Origin of the sequence: Pseudomonas sp. Sample_14 (genome assembly GCF_004307515.1) — a bacterium.
Taxonomy (GTDB): domain Bacteria; phylum Pseudomonadota; class Gammaproteobacteria; order Pseudomonadales; family Pseudomonadaceae; genus Aquipseudomonas; species Aquipseudomonas atacamensis.
On the sequence record NZ_RCOC01000014.1, the window covers coordinates 13,331 to 29,421 of the forward strand.

Sequence of the window (16,091 nt, forward strand, 5' to 3'; positions counted from 1 at the left end):
CCATGGAACAAGCGTAATTTCGACCCGCTATCGATGAGTTTTACGAATGAATCCGCGCACCCTCACACCGTCCATGTCGCTGCTGCTGGCTTTCGAGGCCGCCGCTCGCCACGAGAGCTACACCCGCGCCGCCCATGAGCTGTCACTGACGCAGAGCGCGGTCAGCCGCCAGGTTCAGATTCTCGAGAAGATGCTCGGCATGCGCCTGTTCAGCCGCGAAGGCCGGCAGGTGGTGCTGACGGATGTCGGGCGCATGTATCAGCGCGAGCTCAGCGAAGCCCTCGGACAGATTCGCAGCGCAACCTTGCAGGCGATGGCATTTGGTTCGGGCATCCATAGCCTGCGCCTGGCGACGCTGCCGACCTTCGGTTCGAAATGGCTGCTGCCACGGTTGAAGGATTTCTACACGGCGCACCCGGGCATGACCGTGCACCTGCATTCGCGGATCGAAACCATCGACTTCGACACCAGCGAAATCGACGCGGCCATCTGTGTCGGCGGCGGTGAGTGGCCAGGCCTGACCGCCCTGCCCCTGCACACCGAAGAACTGGTGGCGATTGCCGGCGCGCAGCTGTCGGCGACTGAACGCGACGAGGCCGAGCGACACATGGCCGGGCAGTTGCTGCTCAACGTCAGCAGCAATGCCCAGGCATGGGCGGAATGGTTCAGCCATCATCAACTGCCGCATCGCAGCATGCGGATCGGGCCAAGCTTCGAAATGACCTCGCACTTGATTCAGGCAGTACGCGCCAATATCGGCGTCGGCCTGGTGCCGCGTATTCTGGTCGAGGAGGAATTGCTCAAGGGCGAATTGCTGCAACTGGGCGAGCCGATTACCAGCCGACGCAGCTATTACCTGGTGTATCCGCCGCGCAATGAGAATCTGCCTTCGTTGAAGGCGTTCAGGGATTGGCTGGTTCATACGCTCTGAAGGATCGCGTCGCGGCCATTCGCGAGCAGGCTCGCTCCCACAGGGAAATGTATGCCAACTGTGGGAGCGAGCCTGCTCGCGAAGAAACCAGTCGCAACGACCTTAAAACCTCGGTTTGACCGCCCGCCAATCCGCCTTGTACCGCTGCATCTGCCGCACATCATCCCTCTGGCGAATCCCGCACGTCAGGTACTGATCATGCAGCTTGGCCAGTTGCTCGTAATCCAGTTCCAAACCCAGCCCCGGCGCACGGGTGATCTTCACGCAGCCATCGACAATCGGCAGCTTGCCGCCCTTGATCACTTCCTCGTCCGGCTCCTGCCACGGGTAGTGGGTGTCGCAGGCGTAATCCAGATTCGGCACTGCCGCCGCAACGTGCGCCATGGCCATCAGGCTGATGCCCAAGTGCGAATTGGAATGCATCGACACGCCGAGGCCGAACACGTCGCACATTTTCGCCAGTGTCTGCGTATCCCGCAGGCCACCCCAGTAATGGTGGTCGGCGAGGACGATTTGCACGCTGTTCTGCGCAACGCTGCGGCGGAACTCGTCGAAATCAGTGACGACCATATTGGTCGCCAAGGGCAGACCGGTGCGCTTGTGCAGTTCAGCCATGCCATCAAGGCCCGGGGTCGGGTCTTCGTAATACTGCAGATCATCGCCGAGCAGTTCGGCCATGCGAATCGCCGTCTCCAGCGACCAGTTGCCGTTCGGATCGATGCGCAGCGGCAATCCCGGAAAGGCTTTTTTCAGTGCCTTGATGCAAGCCACTTCATGCTCCGGCGGCAAGGTGCCGGCCTTGAGCTTGATGCTCTTGAATCCGTACGCTTCGATCATCCGCGCTGCCTGCGCGACAATCTGCTGCTCGCTCAGCGCCTCGCCCCAGTTGTCCGGCTTGTAGGGCGAGTCGATATGTTCGGCGTATTTGAAAAACAGGTAAGCGCTGAACGGCACTTCATCGCGGATCGCGCCGCCGAGCAGGTCCACCAGCGGCACGTTCAGGTAGTGCGCCTGCAAATCAAGAAACGCTACTTCGAATGCCGAGTAGGCATTGCTCACCGCTTTGCTGGCGTGGGAACCGGGGGCCAGTTCGGCGCCAGCAATGCTCGCCGGTTTATTTGCCGCCACGGTGGCCTGCACGATCGCGCGCAATTGATTGAGGTTGAACGGGTCGAGGCCGATCAACTGGCTCTGCAATTGTTGCTGGATCGCCAGCGCCGGGGCATCGCCGTAGCTTTCGCCGAGGCCGATGTAGCCGTTGTCACTTTCAATCTCGATGATCGAGCGCAGGGCAAAGGGTTCGTGGATGCCACTGGCGTTGAGCAGTGGCGGATCACGAAAGGCAATCGGGGTGACGCTGACACGGGTGATTTTCAAGATAACGCTCCTGACAGATCAACAATCGATTCAGTGGCTCGCAGCCGGACGAGCCGGCGCCACAACGGCGGCTTCGTCACTTGGCTTTGCCGGGGTTTTACCTTTGGCGCCAGGCGCCGTGCGGGCGAAGAAGATCACCACGGCGGCGATCAGAGAAGTCGCCGCCAGGCCATACAGGCCGCCCTCGATGGAGCCGGTGGTTTGTTCAAGAATGCCGAACGCGGTCGGCGCGACGAAGCCGCCCAGGTTGCCGATGGAATTGATCAGCGCGATCACCGCCGCAGCGATGCGCGCGTCCAGATAGCTTTGCGGAATCGGCCAGAACAGCGCCGACGCTGCTTTGAAACCGATAGCGGCGAAGCAGATGGCGACGAAGGCAAACACCGGCCCGCCAGTGGTCGACATGAACATACCGACCGCCGCGATCACCAAGGTCAGCGCGACCCAGGCCTGCTGGAATTTCCATTTGCCGGCCATCGCTGCGAAGCCATACATGGCGACAATCGAAATGATCCACGGAATCGAATTGAGCAGCCCGACCTGGAAATCTCCGAGGTTACCCATCTTCTTGATCATGCTCGGCAACCAGAACGTCGCGCCGTAAATGGTCAGGGCAATGGAAAAATAGATGAAGCAGAACAGCGCGATCTGTCGGTCAGCCAACAGCTTGAACATCGACGGCTTGGCGACTTGTACCGCTTCGCGAGCGCGCTGCTCCTCGGCAATCGCCGCGACCAGTGCGTCTCGCTCTTCCTCGCTCAGCCACTTGGCTTGACGCGGATGCGATTGCAGCCAGAACCAGACGAAAGCACACAGCACCACCGACGCTGCGCCTTCGATGAGAAACATCCACTGCCAGCCGTGCATGCCCAGTCCGCTGATATGCAACAGCGCACCGGATACCGGGCCGGAAATCACCGAGGCAATCGCTGAGCCGCTGAGAAACACCGCCATGGTTTTGCCGCGCTCGGACGCCGGCAGCCATTGGGTGAAGTAATAAATGATCCCCGGGAAAAACCCGGCCTCGGCCGCACCGAGAATAAAGCGCAGCACGTAGAAACTGGTTTCACCTTGAACAAACGCCATGGCCATGGCTGCGGCGCCCCAGGTGAACATGATCCGCGTCAGCCAGACCCGCGCGCCGTAGCGCTGCAACAGCATGTTGGACGGCACTTCGAACAGTGCGTAACCGATGAAAAACAGCCCGGCGCCCAGTCCATAAGCCGCTGCGCCGATACCCAGATCGGTTTCCAGATGGCTGCGCACGAAACCGATGTTCACTCGGTCGATGTAGTTGACGATGAACATCACCACGAACAGCGGCAGCACGTGGCGTTTGACCTTGGCGGCGGCGCGGGCGAGCACCGTGATGTCCGTCGGACTCTGGAGGGTTTTCAAGGGGCGACTCCCGATCTTGTTTTTTTAGGGATGACTTGAAGCGATGAGCCGATCATGGACGTCGCGCATTGATCCCGTCTAATCTAAACAGGCATTCGATTGATACCCGGATTAGATCAATGTTCGAACTTACCCAGCTGCGCTGCTTTACTACGGTCGCCACCGAACTCAACTTTCGCCGCGCCGCCGAGCGCCTGAACATGACCCAGCCGCCACTGAGTCGGCAGATTCAGCTGCTGGAGCATCACCTTGGCGTCGAATTGTTTACCCGCAGCACCCGAAGCGTCGCGCTGACGGCGGCGGGCCGGGCTTTTTTCGTTGAGGCGCAGAATCTTCTGGAGCGCGCCCAGCAAGCGGCGATCACCGCACGCCGGTTTGCCGAGGGCGACATTGGCTCGGTGAACATCGCGTTCGTCGGCAGCGCGGTATATGAATTTCTGCCCAAGGTGATCGCCGAAGCGCGACTCAAACAGCCTCAGGTGAAAATCGATCTGGCAGAGATGAATACCTATCAGCAGCACGAGGCCTTGCGCGCTCGTCGTATCGACCTGGGCATCGCCCGGGCGCCATTGCAGGAACCGGGCTATGCCACCGAATGCCTGGTGCGCGAACCATTTGTGCTGGCAGTGCCGAGCGGGCATCGGTTGGCCAATGCATCTGAGGTATCAGTGGCTGATCTGGATAAACAACCGTTCCTGATGTACTCCCATGAAGCCTATCCGCCGTTCAACGAACTGTTGACCGGCACGCTGCGCTCAGCGCGGGTGGCGCCGGATTACGTGCAGTGGCTGGGCTCGTCGCTGACGATTCTGGCGCTGGTCAACGCTGGCATGGGTCTGGCGCTGGTACCGCGTTGCGCGACCAGCGTGGTGTTCAGGAATGTGGTGTTTCGCGAGATCGATCTGGGCGAAGGGGTGCAGAGCGAGCTGCATCTGATCTGGCGTGAGAACAATGACAACCCGGCGTTCGCGATGCTGCTGGAGGCGATTCGCCGGGCGGTGGTGCAGGGTTGGGGCTGAAAATTATTGTGGCAACCTGTATTTGAGCGGAGGCGGAGCGCTCGGGGCTTTGATCAACGGCTCCTCCAGCGGCTTGCCGTCAGGCCCAGTGAACAGGCGTTCGTATTGCTTTGGCATTGGTCGCGGTGCTCTTGCAGTCGTCATGATGAACCCTCTGATACCGGGCTGAATTCAACCCACTTAACTTGCGCGGAATCTATCAGCAAAATTTCGGCACCAAAAGGCGTCGACTTGCCATCGTCATTAACCCAACGTGGATTCTGCATCACGAATTGCCCACAACTGGATTCGGACGGCCACTCGACAGGCCAGCCAAACACGCGCCTCTCGTCATGTAAATGCAGGGTTATGAACCGGTCGAACTGGGCGAAAGCGCAGAACCATTCACTGGGGAAAGAAGATTGTTTCGTGACGTTTCGCTTACGTAACCAGCCGTGCAATTTGTCACTCGTAGCCAGGTAACAGGCAAACAATCCCAGCATCAGCGAAAACATAAATGCCCAGAGCGTTTGCGCCCGATCATCCCAGTCTCCTAATGAAAAACCCTTCGAGCCAATCCACAAACAGAGGTTGCCCACCGCCAACACCGCGCCCTGAATCACAAATGTGAATATCAGCGCCTGCACGATCTGGCCGAACGTATCCGGTCGCTTGAATGCCGTAAGTGAATAGAAGATCCAGGTCGATAGAAAACCCGGGATGAGGTACTGCAACAGCGGAATGATGTCCTTGACCAGATCATCCATGATCCGAGACTCCTTTCAGTCATGCCGATCCCGTCACGGGCCGACATTCAAAGCCTAGTCAAGGATCCTGCTGCGCCTCGCGGGCAACTGTCACAGCTCATTGCGAGCGTTTGGCTGGAGTCTCCATCCAATGAAAAAAGGCAGACACCGAACTTCGGTGTCTGCCTTTTTTGAGATCCGGGCGCCCGGTTACAGGCAGTCACGCACCGATTGGCGCAGCGATCCGGACTTGGCCCAAGGCGGCCCCTGATAGAGCGACACTTTGCTGCCGTCCTTGTATTTGACGATATCGAGAATCTCATCCGCCGTGATAATGCTCGGCGCGGTAATCCGGTAGCCGTTGGAAATCGACGTCTGCGAAGTCTTGGCCACGTCCTTCTGCCACAACGGTAACAAGCACGCGGCATATTCCTTGGGAGGTTTGTCACTGGTCTTGCTCAGGTTTGGCTCGCCCGGCACCAGCGATGCTGGTAACGAGCAACCCGTCAACAGGGCCAGTGCCAAAGTGCCGATCCATACGCGCATGCTGTTTACCTGTTCCGAAAAACGTGAATGTACCGTTTAACGGCGTGCACATCCATCGTGGCACCCCGCCGTTACCGGGGTTTGGACAATTTTTTACATCGGTTCAGCCGGGCGTCAGATGGCCTGGCCCCAGGTGGAAAAATGCGACTACTCTTTTCTACCGAGAATGTTCTGGAGGTGATCATGCGGCTCAATGAATACGAACACGAACTTCAACGGGATTTGCAAAGCGTGGCGTCGGACCTGAGATGGTCGGCGGTCGACCTCAAGCGCATTGCCGAACAATTGCGCAAATCAGGTAACGAGGCAGACGCCCAGACTGTGTTGCGGTCTTGCACAATCCTGCAACACGACGAGGAGAGATTGCAGATCTATGCCAAGGAGGTAAAAGCCCGGACCATCAGCCGAATCAAGGTGCACTGACTCCTGATCCAAACAAGAAGCCCCGGTCGAACCGGGGCTCTTTCGTTATAACGCGTCAATTCACGTTCTGGCTTTGCACCCGCTTGGCGCGTTGCTTGTAACCAGGAAGCGCCGCCGCATAGGCCATCGCTTCCTCCCTGCTGGTGAATGACGCCAACCGGTCGCCCTGAGTGCAAACCCGCCATGGGCCGTTGTTCACGCTGAGCACGTCATAACCGTTCATGTGCAGCTTGTTCAGCATTGGAATGCTCATGAGCACCTCCATTTCGTCAACGGTGTTTTCGGTGTACGGGCTTACCTTACACCCGCTCCCCGCTGCGGTGTAAACCGGATTCGCCCTGGCACATGTCAATTCACTGGCACTTTTTGCTACGCAAATGGCTCCGAATCAAGAGGGAACCTTCAAATCCGCTTGCGGCTCGAATATTGCAGATTGATTACAGATTTATGACACGCATCAACAGGGCAATCATGAAAGTACGCGCCACCGTCATTTGCGAACAGGATCGCCATATCCTCCTGGTACGCAAACCCCGCCATCACTGGTCATTACCCGGGGGCAAAGTCGAACCCGGGGAAACCCGTGCGGCGGCAGCCGTGCGCGAGTTGCAGGAGGAAACCGGGCTCAATGCGGAGGACGTCCTGTACCTGATGGATTTTCAGGCGGGCAGTACGCGGCATCATGTGTACGAGGCTTCGGTGGTCAACCTCGACGATGTGCGCCCGCAGAACGAAATCGTCGATTGCATCTGGTACCCGCTCGATGCCGTGCACAATCTTGAAACCAATGACGCGACACGGCGCATCGTGCAGGCCTTTCAGCGCCGTTTATGACAATCAGCCGGCGAACGCCCGGCGACCGGCGCTGATTTCCGTTCGCAACTCACCGATGAAATTGGAAATATCGCGAATCGTCACCAGATGCTCGGGAGAAACGCCGTCAAGCAACAACTCGACACGCCCACTGCCCGGCTCATACACCTTGATCCGCAACAGACCTTGTCCGGTCGGTGTGCAATCACACTTGAACGTGGGGAAGCCTGACTCGACGATCCGGCAGATATCGGCAATGGCAAGCATGGACGGGCGCCTCGCAGGCGAAGAATCGATCCATCGAGCATAGACCCACGGTGTGTTTATTGCCCGCTAGAGAATGCCAAGCCGATCACAACTCACTCATGCCATTCAATGCGCGTCGTGATCCCAGATCCAGTTCCACATACCGGGCAGATTCACCGGCTCAGCGCTTTGCTGAACCGTACGCGCCAACGCAGCTTTTTCCAGTGCGGCCTGATTGTCGTAGAACGGCTTGTCCGCCAGTCTGACCCCGGTCGCCGCCGCGCTATCGAGCAGAATCTGCAGATATTCGCGAGTGTGGCGCGCGGTGTAGCGATTGAGGTCATGGAACGTCACCACGACCGGGATCACGCCATCCACGGTCGGCAATTGACCAACGGCGATGCGCTCGCGCACTTCCGATAACTGCCGCAGCATATTCGCCCGACGCCGAGGGCTGGCGTTGAAGCCCCAGATCTTGCCGTCGTTGGCACTCATGTCCGTGAGCAAGATATGCAAGCCGTGTTTTTGATAGGCCGCAAATGTGCGCTTGTCGTAGTTCCAGAACGGTGGGCGCAACAGCTTGGGCTGCGCCCCGGTGATAGCGGCGATGTCAGCGCTGCCATCGGTCAGCGACTGCTCCAGTTCCTGCGGATCGAGCGAGCGATGGTTGGTGTGCCAATGAGTCGCGGTGTGGAAAGCGAGAATATGTCCCTCGCCGTGTTCACGCCGCATCAGGCTGCGACCGATCTCGCTGTTGCCTGCCCTGGGTGCTCGGGTCTGCACGAAAAACACGGCTTTGATATTTGCCTGCAGCGGATTGCTTTTGAGGCTGTCGAGCACCGTCGCCGTGGGATTCCACAACCCTGAAGCGCTGGGGCCATCGTCGGACGTCAGGAGAAAACGTACGGGGGCCTGGGCCATCAGGCGCGTTTCGGTTTGCGTGGTCATTTCAATCGGCGCGGCGATGCAGCCGGCCAGACCGAGCGCGATGAGCGCAGCACAAAGAAGTTTGCATCCGGATGTCATGTCTTGCCCTGAGGCCGCGGCCGTCGTGTTGTCGAATGGCAAACCTCCATCGCCTTTGTCCATCCCTGCGCGGCTATCCGCGAGCGCAGGTTGGATAAGGTACACAGGGTTTGGTTCCGGTGCTGCTTTCAGTGCGTCATCGGCCGGCACATTGGCAGGTCCGACTAGACTCAAATTTCCTCAAGGAGATTTCAGCCATGTGCGGAAGACTCACGCAGTACCGTGGGATTCACGATTTCGTCGCAGTGCTGAGCATCCCCGATGCGTTGATCAATCACGTCGGCGACGCGCCACTGGATCGCTACAACGCAGCGCCCACCACTGCGCTGGCGGTTCTGCATCAGCACGAGCAGGCCATTCATGCCGACAATCTGCGCTGGGGCTGGCGCCCCCATTGGGCCAAGGATCGCGCCCCACCTATCAACGCTCGGGTGGAGAAAGTCGCCCACGGCGCGTTCTTCCGGGCGATCTGGCGGCAGCGGCTGATCGTACCGGTCGACAATTGGTTTGAATGGGTTGATAGCGGGGAAAAATCCCGACAGCCCTGGTTGATTCGTCGGGCGGATCAGGCTCCGGTCTTCTGTGCCGGTATCGGCCAATTTCCGGCACCGGGGGTTGCGCCGAGGGAGGACGACGGGTTCGTCATCATCACCGCTGACAGCCTGGGCGGCCTGCTCGATATTCACGACCGCCGCCCGGTGGTCTTCGATTCGGCGCGAGCTCGGGAATGGCTTGATCCGGCTACGCCAGTGGAGCGCGCCGAGCAGATGCTGCTGTTTGAAGGCGAGCCCAGTGACGCCTTCGAATGGTACAAAGTCGGCAAAGCGGTCGGCAATACGCGTAATCAAGGTGCGCAATTGATAGAACGAGTCGACTAAATAATCCGTCCATCCTTGCGTTAATCAAGCAACGCCGCCACTGAGTCCCCTGCGTTACAAAAAGTGTTTCAACCGCGATACAACGCCCGTAAAACAGCCGTTTGAGCGAATCAACCGCCTGTCAGACATTTCGACAGTCATACATACATTTTCCCGCGCTGCGGATAGCATGCGCGCCGCCTTTCCGATTGGTATACCAGTTGACCAAAGAGTCAAAGAAATCAGGAATCCATCAACAACTTTCAAGCCTTGCAGAGAAATAAGTGAGCGACGATTTTGCAATCAAACAGGTCAGCGGCCTGAAGTGTGTCCATCTGTCCAAGACAGAACGCCTGGAACTCGACTGTTTTATCGGCCATTACATCAAGACCCGAAACCTGCACAGCGTGCCCGATATCGAACGCACCCTGCGCAGCACCCTCGAGGGTTATCCCGGCCATCCGCCGGTGATGGTCAATGAGCTCAATGCGTGGATCGATCGAACGTTGGGGTATCGCGCGACCTACCCGGATTTCACGCAGTTGGCAGACCTCTGAAACGCGAAGAGCCCCGCTGCTGCGGGGCTCTTCGTATGCGTTGTTCAAGGTTTCAGCGGACGCTCCTGATCGCGGTCCGACAGCTCGCGGCTGTCATCGTGCTTCCAGGTTTTTTCCTGCCTCTTCTGCTGCTCGATTTCTTCTTCTGTTGGCTCATCATCTTCCGCACGCGTTTGCTCAGTTGCCATGTGCACCTCACCTCAGAACAGTTGATGATCGTTAAAGGGTAGAACACTTTTGCGCGCCCGAATTCACCAAGGAATTTTATCCCGCGCGGCGTACCATAGCGCCATCCACCCTTACGTCAGGAAGACGCCATGCTCTACCGAATCGCCGCCGACGGGCTGGTGCTGTTTCACTTGTGTTTCATCTTGTTCGTGCTGTTCGGCGGGCTGCTGGTGCTGCGCTGGCCACGTTTGATGTGGCTGCACTTGCCGGCGGCCGCATGGGGCGTGGCGGTCGAGGTATTGCACCTGACCTGTCCATTGACCTACTGGGAAAACCTCATGCGCCACGCGGCCGGGCAGACCGAATACGCCGGCGGCTTCATTGAGCATTACATCTGGCCGATCATCTACCCGGCCGGTCTGACGCCGCAGATTCAACTGGCCCTCGGCAGCGTGGTACTGGCGGTCAACCTGTTGGTGTACGCACGACTGCTGCGCTCGTGGAAACTGCGCCGGGCCCGGCGCATTCCGTTTTAACGCGAGGCCGGTTTCAACGTTTCCAGCCACTGCGGATCGAAGCGTGGCTGGTCAGAATCAAGTCCCTGCGCCTGCATCCGCGCCTTGTGCTGTTCGACTTCGTCACGCAGTTGTCCATGATCGCTGGAGTTGCCGTCCAGCTCATGCATTTGCAGCAATCCGAGGTGATAGAAACGCAACACCTTCATCGCCGTCGGATCGTTGTTCTGCACCGCGGCTGTCACCTGATGCATGACATTGGTGATGCTCATCAGATTGCGCTTGAGGCGCCAGCTGTACACCGCCGGGGCCATCCAGGTCTGATGCCAGAAACGCCCGCGCAACAGCGCCGCCGTCAGCAGAAACGCCACGAATACGCCGCCGACATTGAAACGCAGGTTATCCCCGTCGGGTTCACCGAACACTGCCACCGCAACCGACGAAAACAGCATGGCCAGCAGCAGAAACAGCACGGCGATGATGATCGTGCTGCGGCGGGTCTGCTGACGAAAGGTAGCGGGGTCCATCGGCTGAATCTCGAACATCGAAAATGACTTCCCTGAGTGACAAAAGGCGCAACGGAAAAAACTCGCCGGCGCATTATCGCATCGCACCGGGTTTTAGCTATGCTGGGGCTCCTTTTCATCTTTTCAGCGTCCAACGGGGACATGGCGGTACAGCGCAGATCGTGCCATCTTCATTCATGGATACACACTATTCGGATGCCATCCGCTGCGTTGTGGATGACATCGTTTTAAGGATCACTGCATGACCCAACGACACGTAATCAATGCCTCGGTCAGCCCGAAAGGCAGCCTGGAAACCCTTTCTCAACGTGAAGTTCAGCAACTGAGCGAAGCCGGATCCGGCAGCACCTATACCCTCTTCCGCCAGTGCGCCCTGGCCATCCTCAACACTGGCGCACATGTCGACAATGCCAAGACCATCCTCGAAGCCTACAAGGACTTCGAGATCCGCATTCACCAACAGGATCGCGGTGTGCGCCTGGAGCTGCTGAACGCTCCGGCCGACGCGTTCGTCGATGGCGAGATGATCGCCAGCACCCGCGAAATGCTCTTCAGCGCCCTGCGCGACATCGTCTACACCGAAAACGAACTCGACAGCCAGCGCATCGACCTGAGCAATTCCCAGGGCATCAGCGACTACGTGTTCCACCTGCTGCGCAACGCGCGCACCCTGCGCCCGGGCGTCGAACCGAAGATCGTGGTGTGCTGGGGCGGCCACTCGATCAACACCGAAGAATACAAATACACCAAGAAAGTCGGCCATGAACTGGGCTTGCGCAGCCTCGACATCTGCACCGGTTGCGGTCCGGGCGTGATGAAAGGCCCAATGAAGGGCGCAACCATCGCCCATGCCAAGCAGCGCATTCACGGCGGTCGCTACCTCGGCCTGACCGAGCCAGGCATCATCGCCGCCGAAGCGCCTAACCCGATCGTCAATGAGCTGGTGATCCTGCCGGACATCGAAAAGCGTCTGGAAGCCTTCGTCCGTGTAGGCCACGGCATCATCATTTTCCCGGGCGGCGCCGGTACGGCCGAAGAGTTCCTGTACCTGCTCGGCATCCTGATGCACCCGGGCAATGAAGGTCTGCCGTTCCCGGTGATCCTCACCGGGCCGAAGAACGCTGCGCCGTATCTCGAACAGCTGGATGCGTTCGTCATTGCAACCCTTGGCGAAGCGGCGAAGCAGCATTACGAGATCATCATCGACGACCCGGCCGAAGTGGCGCGGCAGATGACTCAAGGCTTGAAAGCGGTGAAGCAGTTCCGCCGCGAGCGTAACGACGCGTTCCACTTCAACTGGCTGCTGAAGATCGACGAGGGCTTCCAGCGCCCGTTCGATCCGACCCACGAAAACATGGCCAACCTGAAACTGCATCGCGACCAGCCGGCCCACGAATTGGCCGCCAACCTGCGTCGGGCGTTTTCCGGAATTGTCGCTGGTAACGTCAAGGACAAGGGCATTCGCCTGATCGAAGAACACGGGCCATATCAGATCCGCGGTGATGCGGCGATCATGCAGCCGCTTGATGCGCTGCTCAAAGCCTTCGTCGCCCAGCACCGGATGAAGTTGCCGGGCGGCGCGGCGTATGTGCCTTGCTACCAGGTCGTCGCATAGTCTCAAGCCGTCACAAAACCCAATGTGGGAGCTGGCTTGCCAGCGATAGCGGTCTTTCATTCACAGAGACGTTGAATCAGATGACGCTTTCGCGAGCAAGCTCGCTCCCACAGGATTTATGGTGTGGCGCAAATTGTAGTCACAACCTAAATTCCCCCTGTGGGAGCGAGCCTGCTCGCGAAGAAGCCCGAAAAAACACATCAATCTTTCGGGCTATCCACCAACCGCCGAGCCAACGCTTTGGCCTGCGCAGCGACGTCCGTCACCGCCGTACTCTCCCACCACATCCCGCGCAACGGCGGGCCCATGGCGAACAACCGAGCGCTCACCTGCCCTTCGGCATCCACCACTGCGCCGTCCTTTGCTGTGATCCCCAGCGCCAGCGGCCCCGGCTGCACCAGTCCCCGCGCCAGCAATTGCTGCGGCAACGGTCGTGCGACTCGCCGCCAGTCGTATTCGATACCGCTGGAGTTGATCAGCGCCGCACCGCTCACTGTAGATGTTTCAGTCTCACCCCGCGGACGGATGCGAATGGTCACAGCATCGCCCGCGCCGGGCTCAATGCCCTTGAAAGACGCTGCATGAATGCGCAAGCGCCCTTCCTGGTGCAGCCGTTCGATCAACTCGGCACTCAGTGGCGGCGAACGATGGTGATGACTCTCCCACCATGGCCGTACATGCCGTACGAATTGTCGACGCTGCACGTCAGTCGCCTGACTCCACAACCGCGCGATATGCGCGCGAACCGTATCCAGCGGCGCCTGCCAGTCGATGCCTTGGGCGATTGCGTCGCGACAATGTCGGCGCAATTCGCGCAACAACTGGCGGGGCGTACGGATGCTGTGATCTGCTGCCAGAAAATCCACCCAGGCCGGCGGTTGACGGCGCACGTGCGGCAGCAGGCCATGCCGGGAGAACACCTCGATCGGCCCGCGATGCCCGGCCTGCTCGAGCGACACCACGGCATCAACCATGGTCAGACCGGAGCCGATGATCAGCACGGTGGACTGCGGGTCGAGTTCACGCATGGCCGCCACATCCCAAGGATCGAGCGCGGCGGCGTTAAGGCCACTGGATTGCGTCTGCGGCGTGCGAGCGGCAGGATACATGCCGGTGGCCAGCACTGCCTGCGATCCACGCAAAATCTGGCCATCGCTCAAGGTGAGCTGCACTGAACCAGCATCAACATGCAGGTCGACGACCTCGGCACAGAAATGTTCAACGGTCGAGCCTTGCAGGTTACCCGCTGCCCTGGCTTCGGCCAGACGCTGTTGCACATAGACCCCGAACAGGCCACGCGGCGGAAACAGCTCACTGACCGGCACGTCCTGCTCAGCCGATTCCGGCCAGCCGCCGCCGGCAATATGCGCGGTCAGCCACTGCGTCAGATCATCAGGATTATCCGGGTCGACGCTCATCCGCGCCGCGTTGCCGTTCAGCGTATGTCCCAACTCGACTGCGCTGTAAGCCTCACCACGTCCCAGTTCAGCACGCGGCTCGATAATCGCAATTCTTCGTTGCCCAGGCAGGCGTAACAATTGCACCGCCAGCATGGTGCCACTGAGGCCGCCGCCGATGATCAGGATGTCCGCAGGCTGCTCCATTCAGATCACCACATTACGCACGAACCGCGCAGCCACATCGCCATCGTTGCGGTAGGCATGCGGTTGATTGCTGGCGAACATGAAAAACTCTCCTTTATTGATGTGCTGCGCCTGATCGCCGAGCATCAGTGTCAGGCATCCTTCAAATACGTAAATCTGCTCGCTCCAGCCATCGGCGTCCGGTTGCGACGGGTAGACCTCGCCCGGTTGCAGACACCATTCCCATTGTTCGACTTCGCGGCTCGCGGTGGCTTTGGACAGTAGCACGGCTCTGCTGCCGGGAATCGTGCCCGCCCAGGCAACCTCATTGATCCGGCTCGGGTCGCGCGCATCGTGCGCTTGGATCAGATCACTGAAGGCAACGTCGAGCGCTTCGGCAACGCGATCAAGCGTGGTCAGGCTGACATTCTTTTCGCCTGCCTCGATTGCTACCAGCATCCGTCGGCTCACCCCGGATTTTTCCGCCAGTGCGGTCTGGCTCATATCCGCAGCATGGCGCAAGCGTCGAACGTTCTGGCTGACGTGTTGCAGAACGGAGGCTCGCTGAGTCAAATCTTTGTGCACTATATTGCTCACTCGGTGAGGTTGGGCAGTATACTGCGCAACATTGGCGGCATTGTGCGGCCTCCCTTTTAATGTGCGCAAGGTCATGATGTCGCCAAACAATTCTGCGTCCCGAACCCGCTTCTCCCGCTTCAGCAAAGCCGAGTGCGTGCTGGTGCTGATTACCATGATCTGGGGCGGTACGTTTCTGATTGTGCAACATGCCATGACGGTCAGCGGCCCGATGTTTTTCGTCGGCCTGCGCTTCGCCGCAGCGGCGGCCATCGTGGCGATGTTTTCCTGGCGGCACTTGCGCGAGTTGACCTTGTTCGAAGTCAAGGCAGGGTCGTTCATCGGTGTAGCGATCATGCTTGGTTATGGCTTGCAGACGGTCGGGCTGCAAAGCATTCCGAGCAGTCAGTCGGCGTTCATTACCGCGCTGTACGTGCCGTTTGTGCCGCTGCTGCAATGGCTGGTGCTGGGACGGCGTCCGGGGTTGATGCCAAGTATCGGGATCATGCTGGCGTTTACCGGTTTGATGTTGTTGTCGGGTCCCTCAGGGGCGGCGCTGAATTTCAGTCCCGGAGAAATTGCGACATTGATCAGCGCCGTTGCGATTGCTGCTGAAATCATTTTGATCAGCACTTTCGCCGGGCAGGTGGATGTGCGGCGAGTGACGGTGGTGCAACTGGCGGTGACGGCGGTGTTGTCATTCTTGCTGGTGGTGCCGACCGGTGAAGTGATTCCGGAGTTTTCCTGGTTGTTGCTGGCGACGGCTTTGGGCCTGGGCGCGGCGAGTGCGGCGATTCAGGTAGCGATGAACTGGGCACAGAAGAGTGTTTCGCCGACTCGGGCGACGTTGATCTATGCCGGTGAACCGGTGTGGGCCGGGATTGTCGGACGGATTGCCGGGGAGCGCTTGCCGGCAATTGCGCTGGTTGGGGCCGGGTTGATTGTTGCGGCGGTGATTATCAGTGAGCTGAAGACCAAGGGAAGGTCTACCGAGGCAGGAGCTGAGCTGGAGCGGGAAACGCAGGGGTGACCCGCAATCTCTTCTGGCTGCTCGCGAAAGCGCCGCACCATCGTTGCCCCTGAAACAGCGCCAAACACAAATTTCCAGACTACTTTGTAGGATTCTGAGACATCCTCGCGTTTGGTGATCAGGGAGCTGGCACGTATGATGCTTCACAAACTTCCGCAG

20 protein-coding genes are annotated in these 16,091 nt (G+C 59.1%); 9 read left to right on the top strand and 11 right to left on the bottom strand.

Features of this window, described 5'->3' with window-relative positions:
• Nucleotides 1-46: 46 nt before the first annotated feature.
• Nucleotides 47-931 carry a LysR substrate-binding domain-containing protein gene (locus tag D8U61_RS02590; RefSeq protein ID WP_130926368.1) on the top strand — a complete coding sequence of 295 codons (885 nt, stop codon included), beginning with the start codon at nucleotides 47-49 and terminating at the stop codon, nucleotides 929-931.
• A 102-nt stretch (nucleotides 932-1,033) separates the two neighbouring features.
• Here D8U61_RS02590 and D8U61_RS02595 read toward each other — a convergent pair whose 3' ends face one another.
• Nucleotides 1,034-2,308: a glucarate dehydratase family protein gene (locus tag D8U61_RS02595; RefSeq protein WP_130926369.1), complete on the bottom strand. Its 1,275-nt coding sequence runs from the start codon at nucleotides 2,306-2,308 to the stop codon at nucleotides 1,034-1,036.
• Nucleotides 2,309-2,338: 30 nt separating this feature from the next.
• Nucleotides 2,339-3,706, bottom strand: a complete 1,368-nt coding sequence (locus tag D8U61_RS02600) for an MFS transporter (protein ID WP_130926370.1) — start codon at nucleotides 3,704-3,706, stop codon at nucleotides 2,339-2,341.
• A gap of 119 nt (nucleotides 3,707-3,825) precedes the next feature.
• Here D8U61_RS02600 and D8U61_RS02605 point away from each other — a divergent pair, with 119 nt between their 5' ends.
• The gene (locus tag D8U61_RS02605; protein ID WP_130926371.1) at nucleotides 3,826-4,725 is read left to right on the top strand and encodes a LysR family transcriptional regulator; all 900 of its coding nucleotides are present in this window, start codon (nucleotides 3,826-3,828) and stop codon (nucleotides 4,723-4,725) included.
• Nucleotides 4,726-4,865: 140 nt separating this feature from the next.
• Here the strand turns inward: D8U61_RS02605 and D8U61_RS02610 are convergent, their stop codons facing one another.
• Nucleotides 4,866-5,471 (bottom strand): DUF6338 family protein, encoded by a 606-nt coding sequence (locus tag D8U61_RS02610; RefSeq protein ID WP_130926372.1) that lies wholly within the window; start codon nucleotides 5,469-5,471, stop codon nucleotides 4,866-4,868.
• A 189-nt stretch (nucleotides 5,472-5,660) separates the two neighbouring features.
• Nucleotides 5,661-5,996: a hypothetical protein gene (locus D8U61_RS02615; protein WP_024013232.1), complete on the bottom strand. Its 336-nt coding sequence runs from the start codon at nucleotides 5,994-5,996 to the stop codon at nucleotides 5,661-5,663.
• Between the two features lie 183 nt (nucleotides 5,997-6,179).
• On the opposite strand from D8U61_RS02615, the gene D8U61_RS02620 reads away from it, so the two are divergent.
• Nucleotides 6,180-6,419, top strand: a complete 240-nt coding sequence (locus D8U61_RS02620) for a hypothetical protein (protein ID WP_130926373.1) — start codon at nucleotides 6,180-6,182, stop codon at nucleotides 6,417-6,419.
• 55 nt (nucleotides 6,420-6,474) lie between these two features.
• On the opposite strand, the gene D8U61_RS02625 is transcribed toward D8U61_RS02620, so the two are convergent.
• Nucleotides 6,475-6,672: a hypothetical protein gene (locus D8U61_RS02625; protein ID WP_016775071.1), complete on the bottom strand. Its 198-nt coding sequence runs from the start codon at nucleotides 6,670-6,672 to the stop codon at nucleotides 6,475-6,477.
• A gap of 218 nt (nucleotides 6,673-6,890) precedes the next feature.
• On the opposite strand from D8U61_RS02625, the gene D8U61_RS02630 reads away from it, so the two are divergent.
• Complete coding sequence (locus D8U61_RS02630; protein ID WP_051600742.1) at nucleotides 6,891-7,253, top strand: NUDIX hydrolase; 363 nt, start codon at nucleotides 6,891-6,893, stop codon at nucleotides 7,251-7,253.
• A 3-nt stretch (nucleotides 7,254-7,256) separates the two neighbouring features.
• Here D8U61_RS02630 and D8U61_RS02635 read toward each other — a convergent pair whose 3' ends face one another.
• Nucleotides 7,257-7,499, bottom strand: a complete 243-nt coding sequence (locus tag D8U61_RS02635; protein ID WP_016775073.1) for a DUF1652 domain-containing protein — start codon at nucleotides 7,497-7,499, stop codon at nucleotides 7,257-7,259.
• A gap of 105 nt (nucleotides 7,500-7,604) precedes the next feature.
• Nucleotides 7,605-8,504, bottom strand: a complete 900-nt coding sequence (locus D8U61_RS02640; protein WP_130926387.1) for a polysaccharide deacetylase family protein — start codon at nucleotides 8,502-8,504, stop codon at nucleotides 7,605-7,607.
• Nucleotides 8,505-8,701: 197 nt separating this feature from the next.
• Between D8U61_RS02640 and D8U61_RS02645 the strand changes: the two genes are divergently transcribed.
• Nucleotides 8,702-9,382, top strand: coding sequence for an SOS response-associated peptidase family protein (locus D8U61_RS02645; protein WP_125918541.1), 681 nt, complete (start codon nucleotides 8,702-8,704; stop codon nucleotides 9,380-9,382).
• 263 nt (nucleotides 9,383-9,645) lie between these two features.
• Entirely contained in the window at nucleotides 9,646-9,918 is a 273-nt protein-coding gene (locus D8U61_RS02650; protein WP_016775076.1) for a hypothetical protein, read from the top strand.
• Nucleotides 9,919-9,962: 44 nt separating this feature from the next.
• On the opposite strand, the gene D8U61_RS27740 is transcribed toward D8U61_RS02650, so the two are convergent.
• Nucleotides 9,963-10,106, bottom strand: coding sequence for a hypothetical protein (locus D8U61_RS27740; RefSeq protein ID WP_164488351.1), 144 nt, complete (start codon nucleotides 10,104-10,106; stop codon nucleotides 9,963-9,965).
• 129 nt (nucleotides 10,107-10,235) lie between these two features.
• On the opposite strand from D8U61_RS27740, the gene D8U61_RS02655 reads away from it, so the two are divergent.
• Entirely contained in the window at nucleotides 10,236-10,622 is a 387-nt protein-coding gene (locus D8U61_RS02655) for a DUF2784 domain-containing protein (protein ID WP_041480792.1), read from the top strand.
• On the opposite strand, the gene D8U61_RS02660 is transcribed toward D8U61_RS02655, so the two are convergent.
• A complete protein-coding gene (locus D8U61_RS02660; RefSeq protein WP_038860192.1) occupies nucleotides 10,619-11,146 on the bottom strand; it encodes a DUF3087 domain-containing protein in 528 nt (175 codons plus the stop codon). The two genes, D8U61_RS02655 and D8U61_RS02660, sit on opposite strands and share 4 nt — an antisense overlap.
• A 223-nt stretch (nucleotides 11,147-11,369) precedes the next feature.
• Between D8U61_RS02660 and ppnN the strand changes: the two genes are divergently transcribed.
• Entirely contained in the window at nucleotides 11,370-12,743 is a 1,374-nt protein-coding gene (gene ppnN / locus D8U61_RS02665; RefSeq protein ID WP_125918542.1) for a nucleotide 5'-monophosphate nucleosidase PpnN, read from the top strand.
• Nucleotides 12,744-12,943: 200 nt separating this feature from the next.
• Here the strand turns inward: ppnN and D8U61_RS02670 are convergent, their stop codons facing one another.
• Together D8U61_RS02670 and D8U61_RS02675 are read right to left on the bottom strand one after the other, a co-directional pair.
• Nucleotides 12,944-14,347, bottom strand: coding sequence for an FAD/NAD(P)-binding protein (locus tag D8U61_RS02670; protein ID WP_130926374.1), 1,404 nt, complete (start codon nucleotides 14,345-14,347; stop codon nucleotides 12,944-12,946).
• Complete coding sequence (locus tag D8U61_RS02675) at nucleotides 14,348-14,911, bottom strand: XRE family transcriptional regulator (RefSeq protein ID WP_024013243.1); 564 nt, start codon at nucleotides 14,909-14,911, stop codon at nucleotides 14,348-14,350. It abuts the gene before it with no gap.
• Between the two features lie 85 nt (nucleotides 14,912-14,996).
• On the opposite strand from D8U61_RS02675, the gene D8U61_RS02680 reads away from it, so the two are divergent.
• Nucleotides 14,997-15,932 (top strand): DMT family transporter, encoded by a 936-nt coding sequence (locus D8U61_RS02680; protein ID WP_130926375.1) that lies wholly within the window; start codon nucleotides 14,997-14,999, stop codon nucleotides 15,930-15,932.
• The last annotated feature ends 159 nt before the right edge of the window (nucleotides 15,933-16,091 follow it).